The sequence below is a fragment of the Microbulbifer sp. MLAF003 genome (assembly GCF_030012965.1).
GTDB lineage: Bacteria > Pseudomonadota > Gammaproteobacteria > Pseudomonadales > Cellvibrionaceae > Microbulbifer > Microbulbifer variabilis.
On record NZ_CP120232.1, the window covers coordinates 3,577,110 to 3,597,219 of the forward strand.

The 20,110-nt window shown below is 46.3% G+C and carries 27 protein-coding genes; 25 read left to right on the plus strand and 2 right to left on the minus strand.

Annotated elements, in window-relative coordinates:
- Nucleotides 1-106: 106 nt before the first annotated feature.
- The gene (locus P3339_RS17120) at nucleotides 107-775 is read right to left on the minus strand and encodes an arylesterase (protein ID WP_282951301.1); all 669 of its coding nucleotides are present in this window, start codon (nucleotides 773-775) and stop codon (nucleotides 107-109) included.
- A 45-nt stretch (nucleotides 776-820) separates the two neighbouring features.
- Here P3339_RS17120 and P3339_RS17125 point away from each other — a divergent pair, with 45 nt between their 5' ends.
- The 4 genes from P3339_RS17125 (at nucleotide 821) to P3339_RS17140 (ending at nucleotide 6,129) form a co-directional block, all read left to right on the plus strand.
- On the plus strand, nucleotides 821-1,543 hold the full coding sequence (locus P3339_RS17125; RefSeq protein WP_282951302.1) for an ABC transporter ATP-binding protein: 723 nt from the start codon (nucleotides 821-823) through the stop codon (nucleotides 1,541-1,543).
- Nucleotides 1,543-3,993, plus strand: a complete 2,451-nt coding sequence (locus P3339_RS17130) for an ABC transporter permease (RefSeq protein ID WP_282951303.1) — start codon at nucleotides 1,543-1,545, stop codon at nucleotides 3,991-3,993. Before P3339_RS17125 ends, P3339_RS17130 begins: the two co-directional genes overlap by 1 nt.
- A 55-nt stretch (nucleotides 3,994-4,048) precedes the next feature.
- Entirely contained in the window at nucleotides 4,049-5,320 is a 1,272-nt protein-coding gene (gene bioA / locus P3339_RS17135; protein ID WP_282951304.1) for an adenosylmethionine--8-amino-7-oxononanoate transaminase, read from the plus strand.
- Between the two features lie 398 nt (nucleotides 5,321-5,718).
- Entirely contained in the window at nucleotides 5,719-6,129 is a 411-nt protein-coding gene (locus P3339_RS17140; RefSeq protein ID WP_282951305.1) for a DUF6746 family protein, read from the plus strand.
- 125 nt (nucleotides 6,130-6,254) lie between these two features.
- On the opposite strand, the gene csrA is transcribed toward P3339_RS17140, so the two are convergent.
- Complete coding sequence (csrA, locus tag P3339_RS17145; RefSeq protein WP_282951306.1) at nucleotides 6,255-6,470, minus strand: carbon storage regulator CsrA; 216 nt, start codon at nucleotides 6,468-6,470, stop codon at nucleotides 6,255-6,257.
- Nucleotides 6,471-7,718: 1,248 nt separating this feature from the next.
- Between csrA and P3339_RS17150 the strand changes: the two genes are divergently transcribed.
- From P3339_RS17150 to P3339_RS17250, 21 genes are all read left to right on the plus strand, one after another.
- Nucleotides 7,719-8,009 (plus strand): hypothetical protein, encoded by a 291-nt coding sequence (locus tag P3339_RS17150; RefSeq protein WP_020411644.1) that lies wholly within the window; start codon nucleotides 7,719-7,721, stop codon nucleotides 8,007-8,009.
- 355 nt (nucleotides 8,010-8,364) lie between these two features.
- Entirely contained in the window at nucleotides 8,365-8,934 is a 570-nt protein-coding gene (locus P3339_RS17155; protein ID WP_282951307.1) for a hypothetical protein, read from the plus strand.
- A gap of 530 nt (nucleotides 8,935-9,464) precedes the next feature.
- Complete coding sequence (locus tag P3339_RS17160) at nucleotides 9,465-9,887, plus strand: FxsA family protein (protein ID WP_282951308.1); 423 nt, start codon at nucleotides 9,465-9,467, stop codon at nucleotides 9,885-9,887.
- Between the two features lie 144 nt (nucleotides 9,888-10,031).
- Nucleotides 10,032-10,487, plus strand: coding sequence for a hypothetical protein (locus P3339_RS17165; RefSeq protein WP_282951309.1), 456 nt, complete (start codon nucleotides 10,032-10,034; stop codon nucleotides 10,485-10,487).
- Between the two features lie 67 nt (nucleotides 10,488-10,554).
- Nucleotides 10,555-11,058: a hypothetical protein gene (locus P3339_RS17170; protein WP_282951310.1), complete on the plus strand. Its 504-nt coding sequence runs from the start codon at nucleotides 10,555-10,557 to the stop codon at nucleotides 11,056-11,058.
- Nucleotides 11,059-11,123: 65 nt separating this feature from the next.
- On the plus strand, nucleotides 11,124-11,525 hold the full coding sequence (locus P3339_RS17175) for a DUF6869 domain-containing protein (protein WP_282951311.1): 402 nt from the start codon (nucleotides 11,124-11,126) through the stop codon (nucleotides 11,523-11,525).
- Nucleotides 11,526-12,415: 890 nt separating this feature from the next.
- A complete protein-coding gene (locus P3339_RS17180) occupies nucleotides 12,416-12,859 on the plus strand; it encodes a hypothetical protein (protein WP_282951312.1) in 444 nt (147 codons plus the stop codon).
- Between the two features lie 81 nt (nucleotides 12,860-12,940).
- The gene (locus P3339_RS17185; protein WP_020411641.1) at nucleotides 12,941-13,216 is read left to right on the plus strand and encodes a hypothetical protein; all 276 of its coding nucleotides are present in this window, start codon (nucleotides 12,941-12,943) and stop codon (nucleotides 13,214-13,216) included.
- A gap of 578 nt (nucleotides 13,217-13,794) precedes the next feature.
- Nucleotides 13,795-14,196 (plus strand): hypothetical protein, encoded by a 402-nt coding sequence (locus tag P3339_RS17190; RefSeq protein ID WP_282951313.1) that lies wholly within the window; start codon nucleotides 13,795-13,797, stop codon nucleotides 14,194-14,196.
- Nucleotides 14,181-14,672 (plus strand): hypothetical protein, encoded by a 492-nt coding sequence (locus P3339_RS17195; protein ID WP_282951314.1) that lies wholly within the window; start codon nucleotides 14,181-14,183, stop codon nucleotides 14,670-14,672. The genes P3339_RS17190 and P3339_RS17195 overlap by 16 nt, the downstream gene beginning before the upstream one ends.
- Nucleotides 14,669-14,998 (plus strand): hypothetical protein, encoded by a 330-nt coding sequence (locus tag P3339_RS17200; protein ID WP_282951315.1) that lies wholly within the window; start codon nucleotides 14,669-14,671, stop codon nucleotides 14,996-14,998. Before P3339_RS17195 ends, P3339_RS17200 begins: the two co-directional genes overlap by 4 nt.
- 105 nt (nucleotides 14,999-15,103) lie before the next feature.
- Nucleotides 15,104-15,712 (plus strand): DUF3239 domain-containing protein, encoded by a 609-nt coding sequence (locus P3339_RS17205; protein ID WP_282951316.1) that lies wholly within the window; start codon nucleotides 15,104-15,106, stop codon nucleotides 15,710-15,712.
- Nucleotides 15,687-16,097 carry a hypothetical protein gene (locus P3339_RS17210; RefSeq protein WP_282951317.1) on the plus strand — a complete coding sequence of 137 codons (411 nt, stop codon included), beginning with the start codon at nucleotides 15,687-15,689 and terminating at the stop codon, nucleotides 16,095-16,097. The genes P3339_RS17205 and P3339_RS17210 overlap by 26 nt, the downstream gene beginning before the upstream one ends.
- Nucleotides 16,098-16,613: 516 nt before the next feature.
- Nucleotides 16,614-16,955 (plus strand): hypothetical protein, encoded by a 342-nt coding sequence (locus P3339_RS17215; RefSeq protein WP_282951318.1) that lies wholly within the window; start codon nucleotides 16,614-16,616, stop codon nucleotides 16,953-16,955.
- Between the two features lie 128 nt (nucleotides 16,956-17,083).
- Nucleotides 17,084-17,314, plus strand: coding sequence for a hypothetical protein (locus P3339_RS17220; RefSeq protein WP_282951319.1), 231 nt, complete (start codon nucleotides 17,084-17,086; stop codon nucleotides 17,312-17,314).
- Nucleotides 17,315-17,507: 193 nt separating this feature from the next.
- Entirely contained in the window at nucleotides 17,508-17,897 is a 390-nt protein-coding gene (locus P3339_RS17225; protein ID WP_282951320.1) for a hypothetical protein, read from the plus strand.
- A 37-nt stretch (nucleotides 17,898-17,934) separates the two neighbouring features.
- Nucleotides 17,935-18,372, plus strand: a complete 438-nt coding sequence (locus tag P3339_RS17230; RefSeq protein ID WP_282951321.1) for a hypothetical protein — start codon at nucleotides 17,935-17,937, stop codon at nucleotides 18,370-18,372.
- A 123-nt stretch (nucleotides 18,373-18,495) separates the two neighbouring features.
- The gene (locus P3339_RS17235; protein WP_282951322.1) at nucleotides 18,496-18,726 is read left to right on the plus strand and encodes a hypothetical protein; all 231 of its coding nucleotides are present in this window, start codon (nucleotides 18,496-18,498) and stop codon (nucleotides 18,724-18,726) included.
- Between the two features lie 86 nt (nucleotides 18,727-18,812).
- Nucleotides 18,813-19,139 (plus strand): hypothetical protein, encoded by a 327-nt coding sequence (locus P3339_RS17240; RefSeq protein WP_282951323.1) that lies wholly within the window; start codon nucleotides 18,813-18,815, stop codon nucleotides 19,137-19,139.
- A 101-nt stretch (nucleotides 19,140-19,240) separates the two neighbouring features.
- Complete coding sequence (locus P3339_RS17245) at nucleotides 19,241-19,672, plus strand: hypothetical protein (RefSeq protein WP_020412371.1); 432 nt, start codon at nucleotides 19,241-19,243, stop codon at nucleotides 19,670-19,672.
- A 106-nt stretch (nucleotides 19,673-19,778) separates the two neighbouring features.
- Nucleotides 19,779-20,075 (plus strand): hypothetical protein, encoded by a 297-nt coding sequence (locus tag P3339_RS17250; RefSeq protein ID WP_157533390.1) that lies wholly within the window; start codon nucleotides 19,779-19,781, stop codon nucleotides 20,073-20,075.
- The last annotated feature ends 35 nt before the right edge of the window (nucleotides 20,076-20,110 follow it).

Consider the following 20,110-nt stretch of genomic DNA (forward strand, 5'->3'; position numbering starts at 1 on the left):
GCTGGCCGGTTACAAACCTGGGGGCACAGCCGCAGTACTACTTCTTGTGGCTGATGGCCAGTTGCTGGCTTTCCCAATCCTGGGGGCGCGATTGTACGCATTTCGATCACGGAGTACACGACTGGCTATCCACCTCTTCTGCCAGCAGTGACTCAACACAGGGCCATACATGGTCCAGCAATGCGGGCTGGGCCTTGGCGGTTGGGTGGATACCATCCGATTGCATTGCCCCATCTGCCAGCGCCACTGTCTCCAGGAAGAAGGGCACCAACCCGACCTGCTCAGATTTCGCCACCTTGGGATATACAGCGGCAAAGGCATTGGTGTAGGCACGACCGTAGTTAGGAGGAATACGCATGCCCAATAGCAATACCTCAGCACCAGAGTTCTTGGCCAGTTTCACCATTTCCATCAGATTGCGCTGCAAGGACTGCGGCGGGTAACCCCGCAGGCCATCGTTACCACCCAGCTCCACAATCAGCCAACGCGGATTGTACTCCTCCATCAGGCGAGGCAAACGCGTCAACCCACCGGAAGTCGTTTCGCCACTGATACTGGCATTGACCACTCGAATTTTTTTACCTTTCTCCTGCAGGCGCTCTCGCAATAATTGCACCCAGCCCTGCTCTTCACTAATACCGTAAGCAGCGCTGATACTGTCACCCAGCACCAATAAGGTATCCGCAGTATTCGCCTGAGCAGCCCCGACAGGGATAAACAGCAACAGTACCAAGCTGAATTGAGCCGCCAACTGCCGAAAAAAGGCTGTCGTCATGTCATACTCTCCAAAAAATTCGCGTATCCGTATAGGGAACACAGTATGTCCGCCATTCTTACGGCAGAAAACCTGTATCACAGAGTCTCCACCAGCGAAGGGCCATTGACCCTATTAAACAATATCTCTCTGCAACTGGCGCGCGGGGAAAGCCTGGCTGTGACCGGTGCCTCAGGTTCCGGCAAGTCCACCCTGCTCGGTCTATTAGCGGGATTGGACAAGCCCAGCGAAGGAAAAATCTGGCTGGCCGGTGAAGAAATTACCGCCCTGGATGAGGAACAACGTGCAGCGATACGCGCCCGCTGCGTGGGTTTTGTATTCCAAACTTTCCAGCTACTGCCAGGTCTCACGGCTCGTGAGAATGTCATGTTGCCCAGTGAGCTGCGTGGAGAGCGCGGCGCCGCCAAGCGCGCAGAGGAATTTCTGGCCAAGGTTGGCCTGGAACATCGCTTGGGCCACTATCCGCGCCAGCTCTCCGGTGGGGAGCAGCAGCGGGTTGCCATTGCCAGGGCCTTCGCTAGCTTTAGCGGAGAGGACGCCATCCTCTTTGCCGACGAACCCACCGGCAGCCTGGATGCCGGCAATGGCGCCAAAATCATCGATTTGCTCTTCAAGCTCAACGCCGAGTCCAGTACCACTCTGGTATTGGTAACCCATGAGCAACGCCTCGCTGAACGCTGCGCCACTCACTTGCGTATGTCTGCTGGAACCGTAGAGTCTTACGTGCCCTTCTCAGGTGACGACAACTTGTCGGAGGTATCCGCCTGATGCTGCCGCTGCGACTGCTTTTCAGGGACTGGCGCGGTGGCGAGCTGGCCCTGATCGCCAGTGCCCTGGTACTGGCCGTGACCTGTGTAACCGCCATTGCCCATTTCACTGACCGCCTTACCCGCGCCATGGAGCAGCAATCGCTTACCTTCCTGGCCGCTGAAAAAGTGCTGCGTAGCAGCCAACCAGTCAATCGGTCCTGGCTCGACGAAGCAGCAGCACGTGGACTGGAGCAGGGGCAAGCCATTCAATTTGCCTCAATGATCTCCGCCAATGACCAATTCCAGTTTGTCTCCGTAAAAGCCGTGGGTGGTGGCTATCCCTTGGTTGGTCATCTGGAGATTCGCCGATCGCCGGATGCCTCAAGTGAGATCGCGCAACAGGGCCCTCCTTCAGGGGAAGTCTGGGTGGAGTCCCGCCTCCTCCCCCTGCTGGAAATTGAAATCGGCGACTCTATCGACCTGGGGGACACACAGCTCAAAGTGACCGGCCTGTTGGAACGGGAACCCGACCGGGGAACCAGCCTTTTCGATATGGGCGCTCGGGTGCTGGCCAATGTCGATGATTTACCGGCCTCCGGCGTGATCCAGCCCGGCAGCCGGGTGCGCTACCGATACCTTTTTGCCGGGGACGACCAGGCACTGGCAGAGTATTTTGACTGGTTGAAGCCACAGCTGACCGAGCACCAACGAGTGCTGGATCTGCGCGAGGGCCAGCCACGGGTAGCCTCGGCACTGAACCGCGCAGAGAGCTTCCTGTTCCTTGCCGCCAGCCTCGCTGTACTGCTGGCCAGTGTTGCAGTGGGCCTGGCCGCACGCCGCTATGGGCTCAGGCATACCGCCTATGTGGCAGTGATGAAAAGCCTTGGCGCCGGACGCAACAAGGTACTCTCTATTTACCTGGGCCAGCTGGCCGCTCTCACTTTGATCGCCACCGGCCTTGGCTTGGCCCTGGGCAGCTTTATCCAGGCCCAGGCCGTCAACCTGATGGCCGGTTTCTTCCCGGTAGCACCACCTGCCAGCCACTGGGGGCCTCTGCTTGTGGGCCTCGCCACCGGCCTCGCCTGTGCATTGGGTTTTGCCCTGCCCCCGCTGTTTCGCCTCGCACGCACAGACCCCATGCAGACTTTGCGTAAGGACTGGAGCAACCCCGACAAGCGCGAATGGCTTGGATTGATCCTCGGCCCCAGTGCCATGTTGCTATTGATTTGGTGGCTATCAGGCAGCTTAACCATGACCCTGGCGTTGCTCGCTGGTATGGGACTGTTGGTAGGAGGCAGCGCCCTGGTCAATCAATTACTGGTGCGTGGAAAGCTGGCCTCTCTAGGAGGAGCCTGGCGCATTGCCCTTGGCAGCCTGCAACGCCGTGCCGCATTCAATACTCTGTTGATCGCCGCCTTTGGCACCGGACTGCTGGCAATGTTGTCACTGGTCTTTGCACGCACCGCACTCATCGACGAGTGGCGTATGCAGCTGCCTGAGAAGGCACCCAATCACTTCCTGCTGAATATTGCCCCCACGGATGTGGATGGAATGCGGCAGATGCTGGAAAAAGAGGCAGTGAGCAGCACCGAGTTCTATCCCATGGTGCGCGGCCGCCTGATCGCCATCAATGACACCCTTACCAAGGATCTTAAGGATCGCCCCAACGGCGTGCGCCGGGAACTCAACCTGAGCTGGACCGAAAACCTGGCACCGGATAACCGTATTCTCGAAGGCGAGTGGTGGGACAAAACCAGTGAGGGAGTCTCGGTAGAGGTGGAGCTGGCCGCACAGCTCAATCTGGCCCTTGGAGACAAATTGCGCTTTTCCATTGGCGGGCTGGAAGTGGAGGCCCCTGTGGCCAGCTTCCGCTCCCTGGATTGGAACAGCATGCGTCCGAACTTCTATATGCTGTTTGCGCCAGGCTCCCTGGAGGGCTTCCCAGCCACTTATATCACCAGCTTTTATCTCCCTCCTGAAGACAAGCTGCTGATCAACGATCTGGTACGCAGTTATCCCAGTGTCAGCGTGATAGAGCTGGATAAGATTATCCTGCGTATTCGTGACACCATCGACCAGGTGTCTTTCGCTATCGAATCTGTCATGGCGCTGATGCTCATTGCCGGGGTGCTGGTGTTGATTGCCGGAGTCCGTGCCAGCATTGCTGAACGATTACAGGAGGCCGCAATTATTCGCACACTGGGTGGGCGCAGGAGCCTCTTGTTGAAAAGCCTGTTGCTGGAATTTGGGCTGCTCGGCTGTGCCGCTGGATTACTCGCCGCCATCGGTGCCGAAGCAACCCTAATCGTGCTTTCGCAGCGGGTTTTCGAACTGCCCCTGGTGTTGCACCCCACCCTGTGGCTATTGGGCCCATTGGTTGGCGCCGTATTGGTGGGAACTGCCGGCACCTTGGCTTGTTACAGCTCCGTGAGCCAACCTCCGTTGAAAGTGCTGCGAGAATTGGCCTGATTGCGGTACATTGGCCTGAAAGTTGGCCGCACATAAATAGAGATGTAGCTGTTTTATGGACCTGGAATTCGACCGCAAACATATCTGGCACCCCTACTCCTCGCTGATCAACCCGCCGCCGGTTTATCCGGTGGCCAGGGCTGAAGGGGTTCGAATTTTCCTGGAAGATGGCCGCGGCCTTATCGATGGCATGTCCTCCTGGTGGAGTGCCCTACACGGATACAATGTGCCCGAGCTAAACCAGGCCATGCGCGATCAGATGGACAAGATGTCCCATGTGATGTTTGGCGGCCTCACCCATGAACCGGCCATTGAGCTGTGCAAAAAGCTGGTAGAGATCACCCCACCGGGGCTGAATCGGGTATTCCTGGCTGATTCCGGTTCAGTGTCTGTGGAAGTGGCCATTAAGATGGCTCTGCAGTTTTGGCACTCTCAGGGCAAACCGGGTAAAAGTAAATTGCTGGCCCTGCGCAATGGCTACCACGGCGATACCTTTGGGGCCATGGCCACCTGTGACCCCGTTACCGGTATGCACCACCTGTTTGCCGGTCAGCTCAGCCAACACCTTTTTGCCCCCGCCCCGCAAACCCCTTTTGGCCAATCCTGCCCGGATAAAGATATCCGCGAACTGGAACAACTGATTGCGCAAAACAGCGACCAACTGGCTGCGGTGATCCTCGAACCCATAGTGCAGGGCGCCGGCGGTATGCGCTTTTATTCCGCAGATTACCTGCGCCGGGTACGAGCACTCTGTGACGAATACGACCTGCTGCTGATTGCCGATGAAATCGCCACCGGTTTTGGCCGCAGTGGCAAAATGTTCGCCTGCGACCACGCCGCGATCAGCCCGGATATTCTCACCCTCGGCAAGGCACTCACCGGCGGTACCATGACTTTAGCGGCCGCACTGTGTAGCGATCGTATTGCCGAAGGCATTTGCAATGGCGAGGCCGGGGTCTTTATGCACGGCCCCACTTTTATGGGGAATCCCCTGGCCTGCTCCGTTGCCAATGCCAGCATCCAGCTGCTTCTCAGCAGCCCCTGGCAGGAACGAGTAACAGCGATCGAGCAGCAGCTGACCGAGCAGCTGGCCCCATTAAAATCCGCACCGGGTGTCGCCGATGTTCGAGCCCTTGGAGCGATTGGCGTGGTGGAAATGCGAGAGCCGGTCAATACGGCCAAAGTGCAGGAAGCTCTAATCGAGCGCGGAGTTTGGCTGCGCCCCTTCGGCAAGCTGGTCTACGCTATGCCGCCCTATGTGATTTCGAAAGAAGACCTTAGCCAATTAACTTCAGCAATGGTTAATGTACTGGGAGAGGTTTCCTAGCCCCCGTACCAATTAATTTGTGAGGCCGGTCTCAATAATACCGGGTTAACCGGCTCTTTCTGTCAATAACCTTCACAGTTACTGCTGCGAGCAGATGGCTATCTGATTACTTTCCTTAATACGGGGGGCGCCGCTTCCAGGCTTAAAACCTCCGTTGGCCTCTCCCGTATTCGTCGTTCTCAGATTCAATTTTCTTCGTCTTTACAAACTTCGATCAGCTTGATCGCAATTTCTGCCAGAAATGTTTTGAGCCCCTAAAAATTCCTGTATCATAAATGTTAATGATAGTTATCCTCATTTGTGATAGCAATCAAAGTGATCACTGTTAAATGTTAGGCATTCACCTCGCCCGATCAATGCCTTTTCAATCTTTACTGCTTGGGCGTTAGAGAGGAAAAATGAGAATTTTAATTGCATTACTTTTTGCGGTTACTTTTGCTACCACGGCGCAAGCTAGCGATGCATCAGGAGAAAAACCCATTCAGCACCTCAAGGTAGCGGATGTTACTTCGATGAAGGATGCCAAGAAGATTTTCATTGAGAAAACAGCAGAAATTAAGAGCAAGCAAAAGCTTGATGCTGCTGAGCTTCACCAGATTCATGTCATCACCTACACGCTTGAAAAAAGCGTTGAGTTTTTCGCAGAGAACTTAAAGGGTGAGAAGCAAGAGCTGGCAAAAGAAATTGCCGTTGTGGTGGAGAACATCCATCTTAACTCCGAAAACAACCGTACAGAAAAGACCCGCAAGGATCTGAAGGAATACTTTAAATTAGCAGACAAATTTGCCGCTGGGTTTAAGCATCACTAATAAAGCTCAATCCCGAGCTTAAACAGCGTCTCTATTCGTAGCGAAAGGCTCGTCTAGTACGATAGAAAACTGAAGGGCTAGCTATCAATAGTTAGCCCTTCAATAATAACACCACTCGTTCATGGCTAGGTGCCACAACCTCGATCAGATTCTTTACGATACCCATTGCCCATACTTCCTTCCTTTTTGATCCGCCTATAAATCTCCTCGCGGTGTACGGGTAAGGATTTTGGAGCAAGTATTCCTATCTTCACCTGATTACCCTTAACTTCCAATACCGTGACTGAGACATTTGCTCCAATCCGTAAGTTTTCGCCTGTGCGGCGCTTTAAGACCAACATATTTATGTCCTACTGATACTCAAGCCATAAGTAGACCTTCCACGACGGGAAAGCTTGAATAGTAACGTTTTGAGGAAATACGGGGTGGTGCGCGAGAACGGTAGGCGTAGAAAAAGAAAAGGCAGACGCAACGCCGCCAGGGCTTGGGGAATCTCTCCAAACCGCTGATTGTGCTCCACTTTATTGAAGACGAGCGGGTTTCTAGCGTACTATTCATATAGCCATCTTGATAGGTGATTTATCAATTTGGTTAGCTGGCCCCAGGTGTTCCAGCACCTTGGGTCAGCGCCTTTTACTATTTCTTACTTCACGCGACCGTTCTCCTTTAAGGGGGTGATTTTTAAGAGAAATCTTGGTTTCTTGATTTTCTCGGCTCTCTTGAATCGAGCTGCTTTGATTATTGGCTTCAGATGGCTTCTTAGTTACGGCCAGAATAACAATAAAGATCTATCGATTTTACGCAGCTTTGACACTAAAACAAACTTAATAAAATCCAATAAGATCATTTTTGTGCCTATATTTTTAATTATTATTCATGCTTTGGAAAATTTCAGTTGTGCATAAAAATGGCCATTTAAATTAACACTCCTCACCGTTTCTCGCGTTAGAATGCAAAAAACAATAGTAATACTGCTACTTGAAATACCTTCCACGCATCAATAGAAAAGATCTCTCGAGAGCCAAAATATCTTACAGACTTTTAATATATTGCTGTGGTATTTAGGTCGGCACTCTATTCGTAGTGATAGTGCTATTTTCACTCATTATTTAGGATCCAAGCCTTATGGTACGGTAACCCCTATTTAAAAAGGCCGCACCAGAACATCCACCAAACGCTCTGGTTTGACAGATGGTTTTGGGGAAATACCATCCTTAACTGCTTGAGCCTGCTGATTTTATATACATTTTGTTGCTTTTCCGTACTGCCAACATCAAAGATCAAGAGCAACCGCACATATCCACAGTAGAAAAAGCGCTAACTCATTGATTTTGAATGATTTACGCCTGTGATCAAAAGCAGCAAAATATCAGGATATAATGCAGCCGCACTATATCCACTACAGTAATTTTCCACCAGTGCTGGCTAACATACTGATTTATTTGATTTTTTTCTGGCTAGAGGAGTTTCCTCCTCTTGGGATATATCGGCTGGTGATATAATGCAGCTGCTTTTGAATACACTGTTATGTGCTACCAAATCTCCAGCAATCGTTGAAGCTGAGAGTTTGAATGGAGAAAAATTAAATAATGAGATCATCTGCAAATATCAGCCTTGACTCTGGTTATATTTACCAAGTGCAATTGAAAACCATATACTTTGATTCAAATGGGAACGCAATTTCTGGTGAGTTTCGTTGTGATAGTGACCTGACTGATCAAATTGAAAAAGATGCTAGAGATAAAGGCTCATGGAGAGCAACGCAAGAGATGGAGATCGATTTTTACCACAACAATGAGAGCTATAAATTTTCTATCCTTGTTCAAACTCCATTTTCAGAATCAGCTGAATTTAAAATAACTAGCCCCAATAAGGCATAAAATGGGTGAACCTTTAAACAAAAACAGTAGGATGGAGTGCACTAAACATGGGCTTCAGAAACCTGCTTTCATATGCTCTCATCTCCAGCATGGGGTGAACTTAGGGTTTATAGAAGCAAACGATAATCCCGATCCTGAATTTCCGTTTCGTGAAGCTTGGTGCCATGAGTGCGACACTGTGTTAATGGCTGAGGGTGAATGGAATGATATATCTGAAGGTTACGCACAAATCATGGCGATCTGTGAAGGGTGTCTAAACGAGATTCAAGTACGCAATGAGCATCAGGCACATAACAAGTAAATCCAGGTGACGCCTACGGCGCACCTGATTTAGGCGTTATAAGTCAATGGAACGATGAACCAGAACATAGATTTTAGTAACGTCGATGAACAATCAGTTAAAGGTCGACAGCTTGCTAACGAGAATCATGCTTCGCTGATAAAGTATGGGTTTCTTGATTGGGTATCCCCGAATTTATACTTTGGTGAATTCGAAGAGAATGAATTGTTGCCACCGCTTAGAGAGTGGTCTTGGCTTAATGATTGGAAAGCCAACAAAGAACAGGCGCTAGAGAAATATGGAGAGTATCTTGTAGTCGGTAGCGGCCCCGACGATGAACCCATTGTATTAAAGCCCAATAAAGCGCCAATTTACTTAATATCAAATACATTGGAATTAAAATTAATTAACTCCAGCTATGAGAAAGCTGTACTTACGGCCTCAACATTCATGGATATGATAGATAAGGCAATTGAACTTGATTCTGATTCAGTGCAAAACCGAACTATTCCAGAAAATCTGATAGAAGACTTTATTTCGAATCTAAATAATATTGAATCAAACGAAAATAATAGTATGTGGGTGCAATGGGCAAATGAACGTTGTAAAACTTATAACAAGGCCAAGCAGGCAGGGACGCGCTAAAGCGCGCCTCTGTTGGCGGCGTTATGCAGCCTCGATCGCGTGCCCGATTTAGCTTCCCATGGCGTTGCTAATAATTTGTATCCTTAGCTATTTCGTTCTCACAATGATGTCTCATTTGAATCTATTTCCACTTATTGTCATAGCTTGTGCGTTAGCGGTCTCTGCTCCCCTCTTTAAGTCGCACCACCCTACATACGCGCTAGTAGTAGTGCGCCTTTTTGCAGGTGCTTGCCTTACCCTTGGACTGTTTTTTCTTTGGCGCAGGGTTGCATTCGTGTATGAAAACGGAGGCATGGAAGGTCCCGACGGCCTCGGCTCACCACTGGCATTTTTTATTGGATTAGTGTTCGAGCAAACACTTTTTACAATCCTTCCACTAGTTTTGTTCTGGCTGTATTCTGGGGTTCGGTTCACTGGAGTTCGGCATGCATAACAAGTACGGGCAGTGCGCTCCCTTCGGTCGCCGGACGCCCAAACCGCTGCGCGGTTCGTGCGCCCGCTGCCGTAGGCGTTAAGGCATTCAGAATAGTATGGAGTGGTTAATTTTTCTGGTAGTTCTTGGGGTAAGTGAGGTTGTGGTAATAGGTCAGCTTCATTCAATACTTGGGCTTTATACGCTAATCGGACTTTATGTAGTTACTACTGCCGCAGGTGGTTTGCTCCTGTACCTGCGATATCCTGAGTTCAGGCGCTCTCTGAAGGCTTCGAGAAATTTAGGTAAGAAATTTAAAAACAAGGTTTCGGGTAAAGAGCATTCGTTATCTATAGAGCAACTTGAAAAATTGTCGCCAATGCTCTTTGTTGCACGATATGGCGTTGCTTTAGCTTTAATTGTTGCACCAGGTATTGTCTCTGACATGGTTGGTGTTGTAATGATTTTGCCTGTTGTAACAAGTTACTTTATTAATCGCAGTATTGATAAAGCAATTGCCAAGTTGGAGGCCCAGCCTTAACAAAGCCGGGCAGTTTGCTACGGGCCTTCGGCCCTCCGCGGGACAGCGTATCTTGTACACCTTTTGCGCAGGTCGCTTTGCTCCCATTTTTGCGCAAAATGCGCACAAGGTAAGCTGCCCCTGCCGGCGGCGTTATGTTTCACCATGAATAAAGTATTGATCACAATTCTAGTCTCGCTTTTATCAAGCACTGTAAGTGCTACTGATATGCCTCCACGCTGTAATGGCCAAGAGGTCGCTGACGGCGGTGGCGAAGTATTGGCAGGCTTATCTATGCCAGCCGAAAACTACAATATCACTAGCGAGTCAGATGGCGAGTTTCACTATTTAAAAGTATCAGTGCCTTCAAGCCACGAAGGGCTACCGATCAGCCAAATCAATTTAAAGCGCATGGTTTCTGGAAAGCCAGTTCTTGCCGCAGGCCTGGCCCTCGACATAATCGGAAATGCAGTCACAACTAAAAGTATTCTGATGTGGCCTTCTGAAATAGAATCTATTAGCTTCAATGTGGTTTACGCCACATACCAAAAGTGCCAAGAGGGTTATTCGTATTTAAAGGAGTCCAGAGCATATGATCTGGTCTATAAACATAACAAGTAAAGGCAGCATCGCCCTGCGGGCTGGACGCGCTAGCGCGCGCCGCTGCTTTAGGCGTTAGGCATCAGCGATGATTGAAGATTGGAGTGAATTGATAGAAATTTTTGGAGAGAATGATGGTTCTCTACCCGATATTGAAATAGCCAATCTTACGGCTGAGGAAGTAATTCTAGGATATGAGATTCTAAGAAATCACGCGGGATGCATATCTTCGGAAAATACTTATTATTGGTCTGTATCGAAGCAATGTGAGGTTCCGATCTCATTAGAAGATAACCCTTCGGAACTGGTTGTGTCCGGTGAAGCTGAACCTTTTCATCTTTGTTTCAGAAATGTAAAAAGTCCGAGCGGCAAAGAGCTACCGGAACTTGGCTTGTTCGTGTTCTCTAACAGCCTCGCGCTAGATTATCGCATGGGGCCGGAATGGAATCAGGATGCAATAGAAGGTTTTTTTGAATTGATATCGGCCATCACAAAGAAATCACAGAACTTCGAAATTGAGCACAAGACGAACATAAACGACCATGATGGTTCAATTTTTAAATCGCATTGGGCAGCGTACCAAAATGCCTAACAAGACAAGGCAGGCGGATGCGCTTACAGCGCACCGCTGCTTGCAACGTTATACGAAAGGAAAGTATGAGCAAAGATTGGGACAGATATACAGATAGAGATAAAGATGAACTGGCAGAAAGTTGGTTTACTGAATGTGAGCACAATGACATGGATGTTCGCTTCTATCGAGATCTAATGTGCCAAATGTACGTTGAAGCCAGTGATAATTTTATTTGGAGTTTTATTCACAGAGCTTTAGTAATCGCTCATAAAGATAGTGATCTGGAGCAATTGGCTGCTGGACCAATGGAACACTTCCTCGCTAAATATGGTGATGAGTGGATTGATGAAATAGAGATGGTAGCCAGTAAACATTACCGTTTTGCGCGTCTGCTCACTGGGTCATGGAAAACATCTACGTCGGATCATGTGTGGCGCCGAGTTGAAGCAATTCAGGAAAAAGTGCATGATCCATTGCCATGGTAGCGCAGCGTATAACAAGCCAAGGCTGTCGGACGCTTCGCGCCGCAGCTTGGGGCGTTAAGTGACTTCATCGATGAATATTTCTATATACATTCAAGAAACAAATATCTCTAAGATCGAAGCGTGCCTAGCATCGATCTTTGACTCTATAAAAATAAAAGAGAAAGAAGAAGATCTCATAATTTTTCATGGTATGTACAACCATGATAGAGTCTCTATTACTACAACCATTGGATTAGACGAATCAAATATCTATTCATGTTTATACTTCGTGTTCACTGGCACACCCAGATGGGAAAATGACAGAGATTGTGCCCTCGAGTTTCACGACTATTTTCATTGTAAAGTCATTTGCTCCTATGGCACTGATCAACAAAAACCATACACATGGCTTCACGTATCTAATCAGGGAGAGATAATTAGTGATAGCAGCTGGTAAACACTTAACAAGTTTAGGCATGTTCGCCTTTCAGGCTGGACCTCCGCTGCTTCGCAGCTACGGCCCATGCTAAAGGCGTTATGTGCTCCTAAAAAATTAGAAAGAGAAATATTTAATGAATGTGATATTTAGGGTAGTACTCATTGTCGCTTGCTTCTTTGCAGCAATAGCTTGCTATGTCTTCGGTGTTCCCGTAGGAGGCATATTCTTTGTCATTCTCGGGGTAACTTTCGAGGGCCTATTCTGGGCAGGAATATTTGGAAAAAAAGAACGTATCAAACCCGGAATCAAAATAGATAACGCCAGACCGATGCAAAGATCTTTAGCGTCAATGCTATAAACTGAAAATAGGTAGTTCCAATGGAAAGCCAAGCACATAACCAGGCCCAGCAAAAGGACGCGCTGAAAAGCGCCCGCCTTTGTGGGCAGCGTTAGCAATACAGGAAGATATCGCGTGGATACGAGCTTAATTGATTCTATTGATTGGAAGAATTTAGTTCATGCCTATGGGCCGGCAATAGATGCGCCTAAAGAACTGGCTAATCTAATAGGTGATGATGAAGGTGATAGAGACGACGCTGTAAATGGTTTTCTTTATAGCTCTGCATACCATCAAGGAACCGTTTATTCTTGTACGCCGAGTGTTATACGTTGTGTAATATACATAATTGAAACTGAGGATATATCCTCCTTAGAAACAATAGGTGCGCCCTTAGTTCGAGAATTGCTCTGTTTTATAAATATTTGCGCTCGCACCTGGAGGTTCGTTCCGGAAATTGGCGAAGCAGCCTTTGTAGGGTGTAATCTTTACAAGGATTATTTAGATCACGCTGATAGTAAAACCTCAGAGTATGCAAAAGAGCTTACAGGTTTTTGTAAAGTCTATGAAAATAGCTAACAAGCGCATGTTGTCGGACTGGTTTTCCGCTGCGCTCCAAGCCAGTCGCAAATGCGGGCGTTATGTGCTCAAGGAGATCGTGTGAAATTTAGAGATGACTACGGGGTGTATGTTTGCCCACATGTATTTGATGGCTCTAGACCTGTTTTAGATTCTTGTAGAGATACGGATGGTAGTTGGCAGTTTTTATGTGGCGTTCAGGAATGTATGGAAAACAGTGAGCCAAGATTCATAGGTGTAGGCCATCTAATAAAGAGAGATGAAAGCATAAATGACCTTACAGTTTTGGAACCAGGTACTTATGCTGAAAGAAAAAGCATAAATGCTGAGTGGACTTTTGGTAAGCTTGAAGATTAGTTCAGGTACGCACACAATAAGCGAGTGCAATCTGACCTCCGGCAGTTGACGCGGGCGTTAGCGTCATAAGAGCGATGAGTATGAAAGTTGTACAAACTCGTGTCCAAGGGCTTATCTATAGATTAGATAACTTAGTCCTCTCTCTAATTGGTATTTGCTTGGTATCGATTGCAATGGTATTTTTTGGAAAGGACATTCCTCAAAATTATATAAAATTCTACGTGACAGGGCTTTTCATCATTCCAATTGGGGTAACAGTTTGGCTCGCAGTATTTAATAGTGGTTAGTCTAAGGTCGAGGAGTACTCATTTTTAGTTATTGAAGATGCAATAGTTTTTCGTAGCTTGTTAGGATCTGACTACATGCCTATCTCTGAGTATAAGGATTATGTAGTTAAGGGGTGGTGGCCAATGACTATTTGCATAATAGGCAGTGAAAGCAGCATAGAATTTAGTCAGTCTGTGTTCTCTGCAAAACAAATTAATCAAATAAAGAATGAGCTAGATCGGTTGCGCTAACAAACGCAAGCAGCCAACTCGCTACGCTCACGGCTGTTGCGGGCGTTACAACTAGAAATTATGAAAGACCTGAACGAAATTTGTAGGAAGTGGTTAGATAATGCTGATCTAGATATCAAGGTAGAGTTCGGTAATGATGGCAGTACAATACTTTTAGTCTTCTATGTTGTAGGTGTTGGAAAGAAAGTACTAGTAACGTGTAAACGCCCCATAAAATTCTCTGTCGAACAAGATCCTGATGACTTGCCTATGTATGTTGTTTTCGAGACAAGTATAAGCCTGAAAAAGAAGAATTCATTCGAGGGACTTATACATTCAGATGTTCTACAGAATATAGAGGTTGATGAGCTGTGGTATGTTGATGTTTCGGAAGGCGATGCGAAGGTATTAGTAGTATCTGAGCAGTTGAGCTGGGAAATATTGGATATTACGGCCGAAGAAAGATCGTGGTACACAAACTAAGAGCAGATAAAGTTGTAACAAGAGCCGGCACGATCAAAAATGCTGCGCATTTTTTGGACCTCCGGTGCTTCGCACCTCCGGCCCGTGCGGCTAGGCGTTATGTGAATTATATTGATATGCTAAAGGAATATCTAAATCTTAGATTGATAGGGGCTTTTTTATTGATTTCAGTATTTGTGGTTATGCATATAGGCTATTACGATACTGTACTATTGATTCCATTTATAATCAGCATCCCGCTTCTTGGATACAAAATGGTCCCAAAAGATAGGGTTGAAACGTGGCCGCACAAGTTATTGTATTTTATATGGGCCAGTTTGGGAATGTTTCTAGGAAGGCATATTGATACCCATGCTTTATTATTCATTAAATCAGTATTTGACGATATTTTTATTGTTTCACTGCTATGTTTAGGCGTGTTCTTAATTTACTATGCTAACACGATTAAAAAATTATCAGAGAAGAACGAGGCATGAAGCACATAACAAGTGGCGGCAATGCGCAGCCTTTGGCTGCCGGACTCAGCACTGTGTGCTTCGCCGCTGCGCCAGACGTTATAAGTAATAGAAAAATGGAACCTAAAGAACTGAAAAGGAAGCTTGACATAGTCGCGACTTCTTGCATGCAGCTTTCCAGAGATTTGCAGTCTCTGGACACACAGTTAAGCCTGAATATGGACAGAAAAGCGATTCGAGAAATAATTACCAATCTTCATTGGGCGGCCGAAAACTCTACTGTGATTGGGTTTCACCAAATTGGTGAGGCGCTTGAGGATAACATGGGTACCGGCCTCCATGATTGATATTGCTTATAACAAACGCCGGCACAAATACGTGCTTTGCGCTTTGGACTCGCAACAAGTTGCTCGCCTGTGCGGCGGGCGTTATGCACCAATAGGGACGAAGCATTGAAATTTACTCTCGATAATGACACCACTCCGACCAATAAATCACACATTAAGATCAACCCATTGGTTTGGATGAAATATAAATCGGATGTCGTGATTCCTTTGACTGCTTCTGTTTTTATATGTGTATATATTTCGTATAAATACTCTTACTTGTTTCTTCTGGGAGTACTTCTGTTTTTGCTAATTAATACATTTTATTGGCTGAGAGCTAAAGAGCATCTTAAAGCAGAGTCAACACCAGGCTTGGTTATTTCCACAGAGCCACCATTGATGGCGGTCTATTCGAACATGACTAAATATGGCGAGTTTTACCCAGCTATTAAAATAGAAAGCTTTAAAAACCTAAGCAAGCACCCGGTTGGGGCAAGAATAGCTACTGCATCCATTTATACCGAAGAAAATGAGGAAAATGATTACTGGGATGATTTTCATCCTATTCCTGTAGAATACGGTACTAAGGAAAAAGAAGAAATAGAAAGCGCTTTGTCACTCTATTCCATAGAACAGTGGAGATACTTAGAAAGAGGTCTTTCAGAACTGGGTAAGTGTAAAAAGGAAGGTTTATACAGAATCATGGCAGATGAAAGTGGTTGGTCAAATGCATAACAAAGCCAGCCAAAATCGTGCGTTATGTGAAATGGATCGTACTGAAGCCATAAAAAAGATAGAGTACTCTTTAGCAACTTGTGAGCCGCAGATAATCACTCCAGCGGGTACAACCTATGAAGAGCATGTTGATCGGCTATCAAGGAAATTACTCACTGAGGTCATTGATCCTGTACGTGTAAAAGTGACCTCTACGATCATCCAGAGTAGTGATTTCGAAAGGTATCGTGGCTCTGAGGTGTGGGCAATTTCTAGAGGTCCCGGTGGATGGCTATTAACCATCGCAGGCTCAGATGAGTTTGCCCTTGGCTTTGGCGAAGATACTACATTAATTAAAATGCACGGTTGTTCCTCAAGTGATGCGTTAGGAGAGTGGTGTGCATAGAAATTCACATAACAATCGGCTGCACTCAGACGCCCAAACCTACGCGCTTTTTGTGGGTTTCTCTGCGCTCAATTTATCACAAAAAGCTCTCCGGCTTGGGCGCTGATGAGCCGGGCGTTATTGTGACGGTCGATTTTATTGATTTTTTTGTGGCAACTGAAGCTTTAGTTCCACTAAGTAGCACCCAGTATTGAGCTATTTTTACTGAATTATATTTAAGCAGTTTCTCTCCTGGAGAGTTTGCTTAGGTGCGGCAGAAACGGGCATTCCGCTGCAATTTCGTGGAGTGCCAGTAAGATAGGAATTGGTTGAGGAAAGTGCGGTACTCATTCCTCGTAAATATTGGGCAGCGGCCAGCCAAGCCGTGGCTGACAAAGTGCTAATAGTCGGCTCCAAGCGCGCCAGCCATAACTAGGCCAGTCAAGCTCGCCCACCCCCTTCAGGGCTGGGCTGGGCTGGACAGCCTGCGCTCCGCTTCGGCCTCCTTTGCTGGCAACGTTATGTTTAAACGAGTATATGAAAAATATTAACCTGTTCCATGTAATTTCTCTCCCTCTTCTGTATCTCATTACGTGGTACGAGAAAGGTTATGAAGCCGCAATATTCTATACGCTAGCTACAGCTTACCTAGTTGCAGGTGTCCGCTTGTCTTTTGATGTTTTTACAAATGGATTTCGTGATCCATCAGAAATAAGCGTATGGGATTTGGTTGCATGCTTATATTGCGCAGGGTGTATCTTACTATGGTTTTGGAATGTTGGAGTAGATAGAACAGCGTATTTTCTATTATTTCCAGTGGTTTTTAGTTTAATAATTATTGGCGTGTTAAAAATATTCCGTAGTTTTAATTGGCAATAAACATAACAAAGCTATCAAGCGTGATGCTAAAAATTTCGCTTAATTTTGGCATGCACTTCGTGCATTATACGCCAAAATAAAGCTACGCTTTGAGCACAACATATAGCGGCATTATAAGTAATATAAAAATGGAACCTGAAGAACTGAAAAGAAAGCTCGACGTAGTCGTGACTTCTTGCATGCAGCTTTCCAGAGATTTGCAGTCTCTCGAAGCACAGTTAAGCCTGAATATTGACAGAAAAGCGATTCGGGAAATAATTGGCAATCTCCATTGGGCGGCCGAGAATACTAATGTGGTTGGACTCCACCAAGTCGGAGAGGCACTAGAAGATAATATGGGTACCGGTCTGAATGATTGAAATTACTTATAACAAGCGCCGGCACAAATGCGCGCTTCGCGCTGTGGACTTGCAACAAGTTGCTCGCCTGTGCGGCGGGCGTTAACCATAAGGTCGTCTTAGAATGAAGATCTTTATATTACTTTTAACGCTGTTTATATCTCAGTTAGCGTTCGGCTGCTACTGCGTAGATACTCCTCTTGGGAAGAGATATTTGGAGTCTGACTATGTTTATCTCGGTCAGATTCAGTCATCAACGCTTGGTGACAATGGCGTAGTCACAAACGAATTAGTTATATTAGAGAAAATTAAGGGCGTAGCAGATACAAAAAATGTCAAAAATACATTGTTTTCAGAAGATATGTGTGCGTCTCACATGGTGGTAGGGTACAAGTATGTAGTTTTTGGGAAAACTGGTTCGATTCCAGAAATTAGTTCTTGTTCAAACACTCGCTCGCTCGGTGATATCGATAAACAAGGGCTGGCGCAGCTCCAAGAAATGGCTAACAAGCGCAAGCTGCGGGCCTCCGCGGAACGCCCAACGCTATGCACATTTTGTGCATTCGCTGCGCTCCCTGTTTCGCACAAAATGTGCATAGCATAGGTCGCCCCTGTTGCGGGCGTTATGGCTATATGAAAGCATGAAGAACTTTAATAAAAACGGGGTTGCCTTCGAGTATCCAGAAAGCTGGAATGTTACTGATGAGGAATGGGGTAAGGATATTTCTGCATTAACTTTTGAAGATGGCAAAGATACCTTTATGATTGATATTTATCATTCTACAAATGGCCCAGAATTAGAGGAGTATGCACATAAACACTATCAGTATTTCAAGGAAGAATTACCATTTTTATCCAAAATAATTTCAGGTCCTTTCCGCACAAACATTGACAATGGTTTAATGCTTGAATTTACTATAAAATCTTTCTTAGCTTTAAAAACAGATTATTTAAATCCTGTATTTAAGATTCAATGTGAAAATTGTGTCAGTTACATATCAGGCCAATATGTAAAAAGAAACAGTTCAAATAAAATCGAGAATTTAAAAAAGGTAGTTGCTAGTTACAGTGCAGCTTAAAAACAGGCAAAGCCATAACAAGGTGCAGCAACCGACCTTTGGCGCCTGTTACTCGTTTTGTTTACGCAAAACCAGCGCCGGTTACCTCGGCGGCTGTACGCGGCGTTTATGTGTAGAGAGATTATGAGCAAGGAAGTTAACATCACGCTCACTAAAGATGAGGCTTGGGTTCTATTCGAATTAACTAGAAGGTTTAGTGACAACGATAAGCTTAATATCGAAGATCAAGCCGAAGAACGTGTAATATGGAATCTGTGTTGTATCTTAGAAAAAGCCCTATATCAGGATTCAGATCTTGGGTACAAAGAATTTATTTCAAAGTGTAAAGATAGGCTCCGAGATGAGGAGCAATAGAAAGCACATAATAAGGCGTTGTTGTCGCCTTCGGCTGGGACGCGCTAACGCGCACACCAAAACTTGGCGTTATACGTAATAGAGATATGAGAACTATTATCCCTCTAATCCTACTTTCTAGTTCTGCATTCGGTGCAGAATTAACCTTGAGTAAAGAGCAAGGCTATGTCGTTCCTGACGGTAAAGTTTGGATTGTTAAAGATGCACCGGTCGTCGATTGCCGTGTGTGCACCGCAGATGTCTATCTGCGAGATGAACTTAACAATATCCAAATTAGTGGTGTTACATTTAGCGGGGAATTAAATTTCTCGTTCAACAATGAAAATAACGGTGAGATCAGAATGTATCCTGGCACAGAGGTCTGGTTAGGAGATAGCCGTAGGTTATTGAAAATAAGTGAAGAAGATCTGTAAACGTATAAAAAGGCAAGGTGAAATCGTTCCGCTGCGCTCCACTGGACGCGCTACCGCGCGACTTTGCTTGCGGTGTTATGTGTCAGAAGAGTTACAAAGACATGAATGGAAAACCAGAGCTAATCGCAATAGATCATGATAATTATCATGCTCAGCATATCGGAACTACCAAAGACGGGTTACAGTTCTTCCTCACAACTCCTTTTGAGCCTGGTATCGCTGAATATATTGCATTATTCAAATTTGATGCTTTGGGTAATTTAGTAGATTCAGATATTGAGCCTTTAGGCCCCAGAAGTTCGTTCTCAGTAGATGAAGCAAAGGCAAAGTATTCATCTAAATTAGAAAGCCTCGGAAATATAAGTTTAGAGAGAATTGAAGTTAAGCCTTTTTCTGTAGAGTTGAATGGAACTAAATTCGGGCTAATTGCTATAGAGCCTGAGGACGAAGATGATATTTGGTCAGTAGAGTTACTGCCTGGTAACTACATGGCATTTTTTGAGCCATGGGATAGTGGTGAGTATGACACGTAAAGCGCATAATAAGCGCGTGAACTTCATTCCAGCTCTGCGGGCTTCCACCGGACTGGTCACGCTTCGCGTGCCCAGCCAATTACGCGGGCGTTAGATGTACTCGAAGATGAATGGTATTGACCTAAAGTCCGCAGCAGTAATGATTACTTTTTGTCTTCTAATTGGTTTGGGCATCCAGTACTTCACGGGATTTTACTGGCTAACAGCAATGTTACTGGTAATGATCGCTGTTTTGATTAATGGCCTCATCATCTTCAACGAAGATCTTGATGAAGGAGGGTTCGATCATCAAGAAGGAGTGACTGATACACCTGAAGCCAATGCTGAGCACAGTAAAGCCAATAAAATCCAAGTGGCAACAATAGTTCTACTTATCATAGGTGCAGTGTGGCCTTACATTTAACAAACCAATTAACTACGCGCCTTCGGCGCCCGACA

What these genes read in the sequence shown, in the direction of transcription:
- P3339_RS17120 (WP_282951301.1), bottom strand. Translation starts at nt 775, where the DNA reads ATGACGACAGCCTTTTTTCGGCAGTTGGCGGCTCAATTCAGCTTGGTA.
- P3339_RS17125 (WP_282951302.1), top strand. Translation starts at nt 821, where the DNA reads ATGTCCGCCATTCTTACGGCAGAAAACCTGTATCACAGAGTCTCCACC.
- P3339_RS17130 (WP_282951303.1), top strand. Translation starts at nt 1,543, where the DNA reads ATGCTGCCGCTGCGACTGCTTTTCAGGGACTGGCGCGGTGGCGAGCTG.
- bioA (WP_282951304.1), top strand. Translation starts at nt 4,049, where the DNA reads ATGGACCTGGAATTCGACCGCAAACATATCTGGCACCCCTACTCCTCG.
- P3339_RS17140 (WP_282951305.1), top strand. Translation starts at nt 5,719, where the DNA reads ATGAGAATTTTAATTGCATTACTTTTTGCGGTTACTTTTGCTACCACG.
- csrA (WP_282951306.1), bottom strand. Translation starts at nt 6,470, where the DNA reads ATGTTGGTCTTAAAGCGCCGCACAGGCGAAAACTTACGGATTGGAGCA.
- P3339_RS17150 (WP_020411644.1), top strand. Translation starts at nt 7,719, where the DNA reads ATGAGATCATCTGCAAATATCAGCCTTGACTCTGGTTATATTTACCAA.
- P3339_RS17155 (WP_282951307.1), top strand. Translation starts at nt 8,365, where the DNA reads ATGAACCAGAACATAGATTTTAGTAACGTCGATGAACAATCAGTTAAA.
- P3339_RS17160 (WP_282951308.1), top strand. Translation starts at nt 9,465, where the DNA reads ATGGAGTGGTTAATTTTTCTGGTAGTTCTTGGGGTAAGTGAGGTTGTG.
- P3339_RS17165 (WP_282951309.1), top strand. Translation starts at nt 10,032, where the DNA reads ATGAATAAAGTATTGATCACAATTCTAGTCTCGCTTTTATCAAGCACT.
- P3339_RS17170 (WP_282951310.1), top strand. Translation starts at nt 10,555, where the DNA reads ATGATTGAAGATTGGAGTGAATTGATAGAAATTTTTGGAGAGAATGAT.
- P3339_RS17175 (WP_282951311.1), top strand. Translation starts at nt 11,124, where the DNA reads ATGAGCAAAGATTGGGACAGATATACAGATAGAGATAAAGATGAACTG.
- P3339_RS17190 (WP_282951313.1), top strand. Translation starts at nt 13,795, where the DNA reads ATGAAAGACCTGAACGAAATTTGTAGGAAGTGGTTAGATAATGCTGAT.
- P3339_RS17200 (WP_282951315.1), top strand. Translation starts at nt 14,669, where the DNA reads ATGAAGCACATAACAAGTGGCGGCAATGCGCAGCCTTTGGCTGCCGGA.
- P3339_RS17210 (WP_282951317.1), top strand. Translation starts at nt 15,687, where the DNA reads ATGAAAGTGGTTGGTCAAATGCATAACAAAGCCAGCCAAAATCGTGCG.
- P3339_RS17215 (WP_282951318.1), top strand. Translation starts at nt 16,614, where the DNA reads ATGAAAAATATTAACCTGTTCCATGTAATTTCTCTCCCTCTTCTGTAT.
- P3339_RS17220 (WP_282951319.1), top strand. Translation starts at nt 17,084, where the DNA reads ATGGAACCTGAAGAACTGAAAAGAAAGCTCGACGTAGTCGTGACTTCT.
- P3339_RS17230 (WP_282951321.1), top strand. Translation starts at nt 17,935, where the DNA reads ATGAAGAACTTTAATAAAAACGGGGTTGCCTTCGAGTATCCAGAAAGC.
- P3339_RS17235 (WP_282951322.1), top strand. Translation starts at nt 18,496, where the DNA reads ATGAGCAAGGAAGTTAACATCACGCTCACTAAAGATGAGGCTTGGGTT.
- P3339_RS17240 (WP_282951323.1), top strand. Translation starts at nt 18,813, where the DNA reads ATGAGAACTATTATCCCTCTAATCCTACTTTCTAGTTCTGCATTCGGT.
- P3339_RS17245 (WP_020412371.1), top strand. Translation starts at nt 19,241, where the DNA reads ATGAATGGAAAACCAGAGCTAATCGCAATAGATCATGATAATTATCAT.
- P3339_RS17250 (WP_157533390.1), top strand. Translation starts at nt 19,779, where the DNA reads ATGAATGGTATTGACCTAAAGTCCGCAGCAGTAATGATTACTTTTTGT.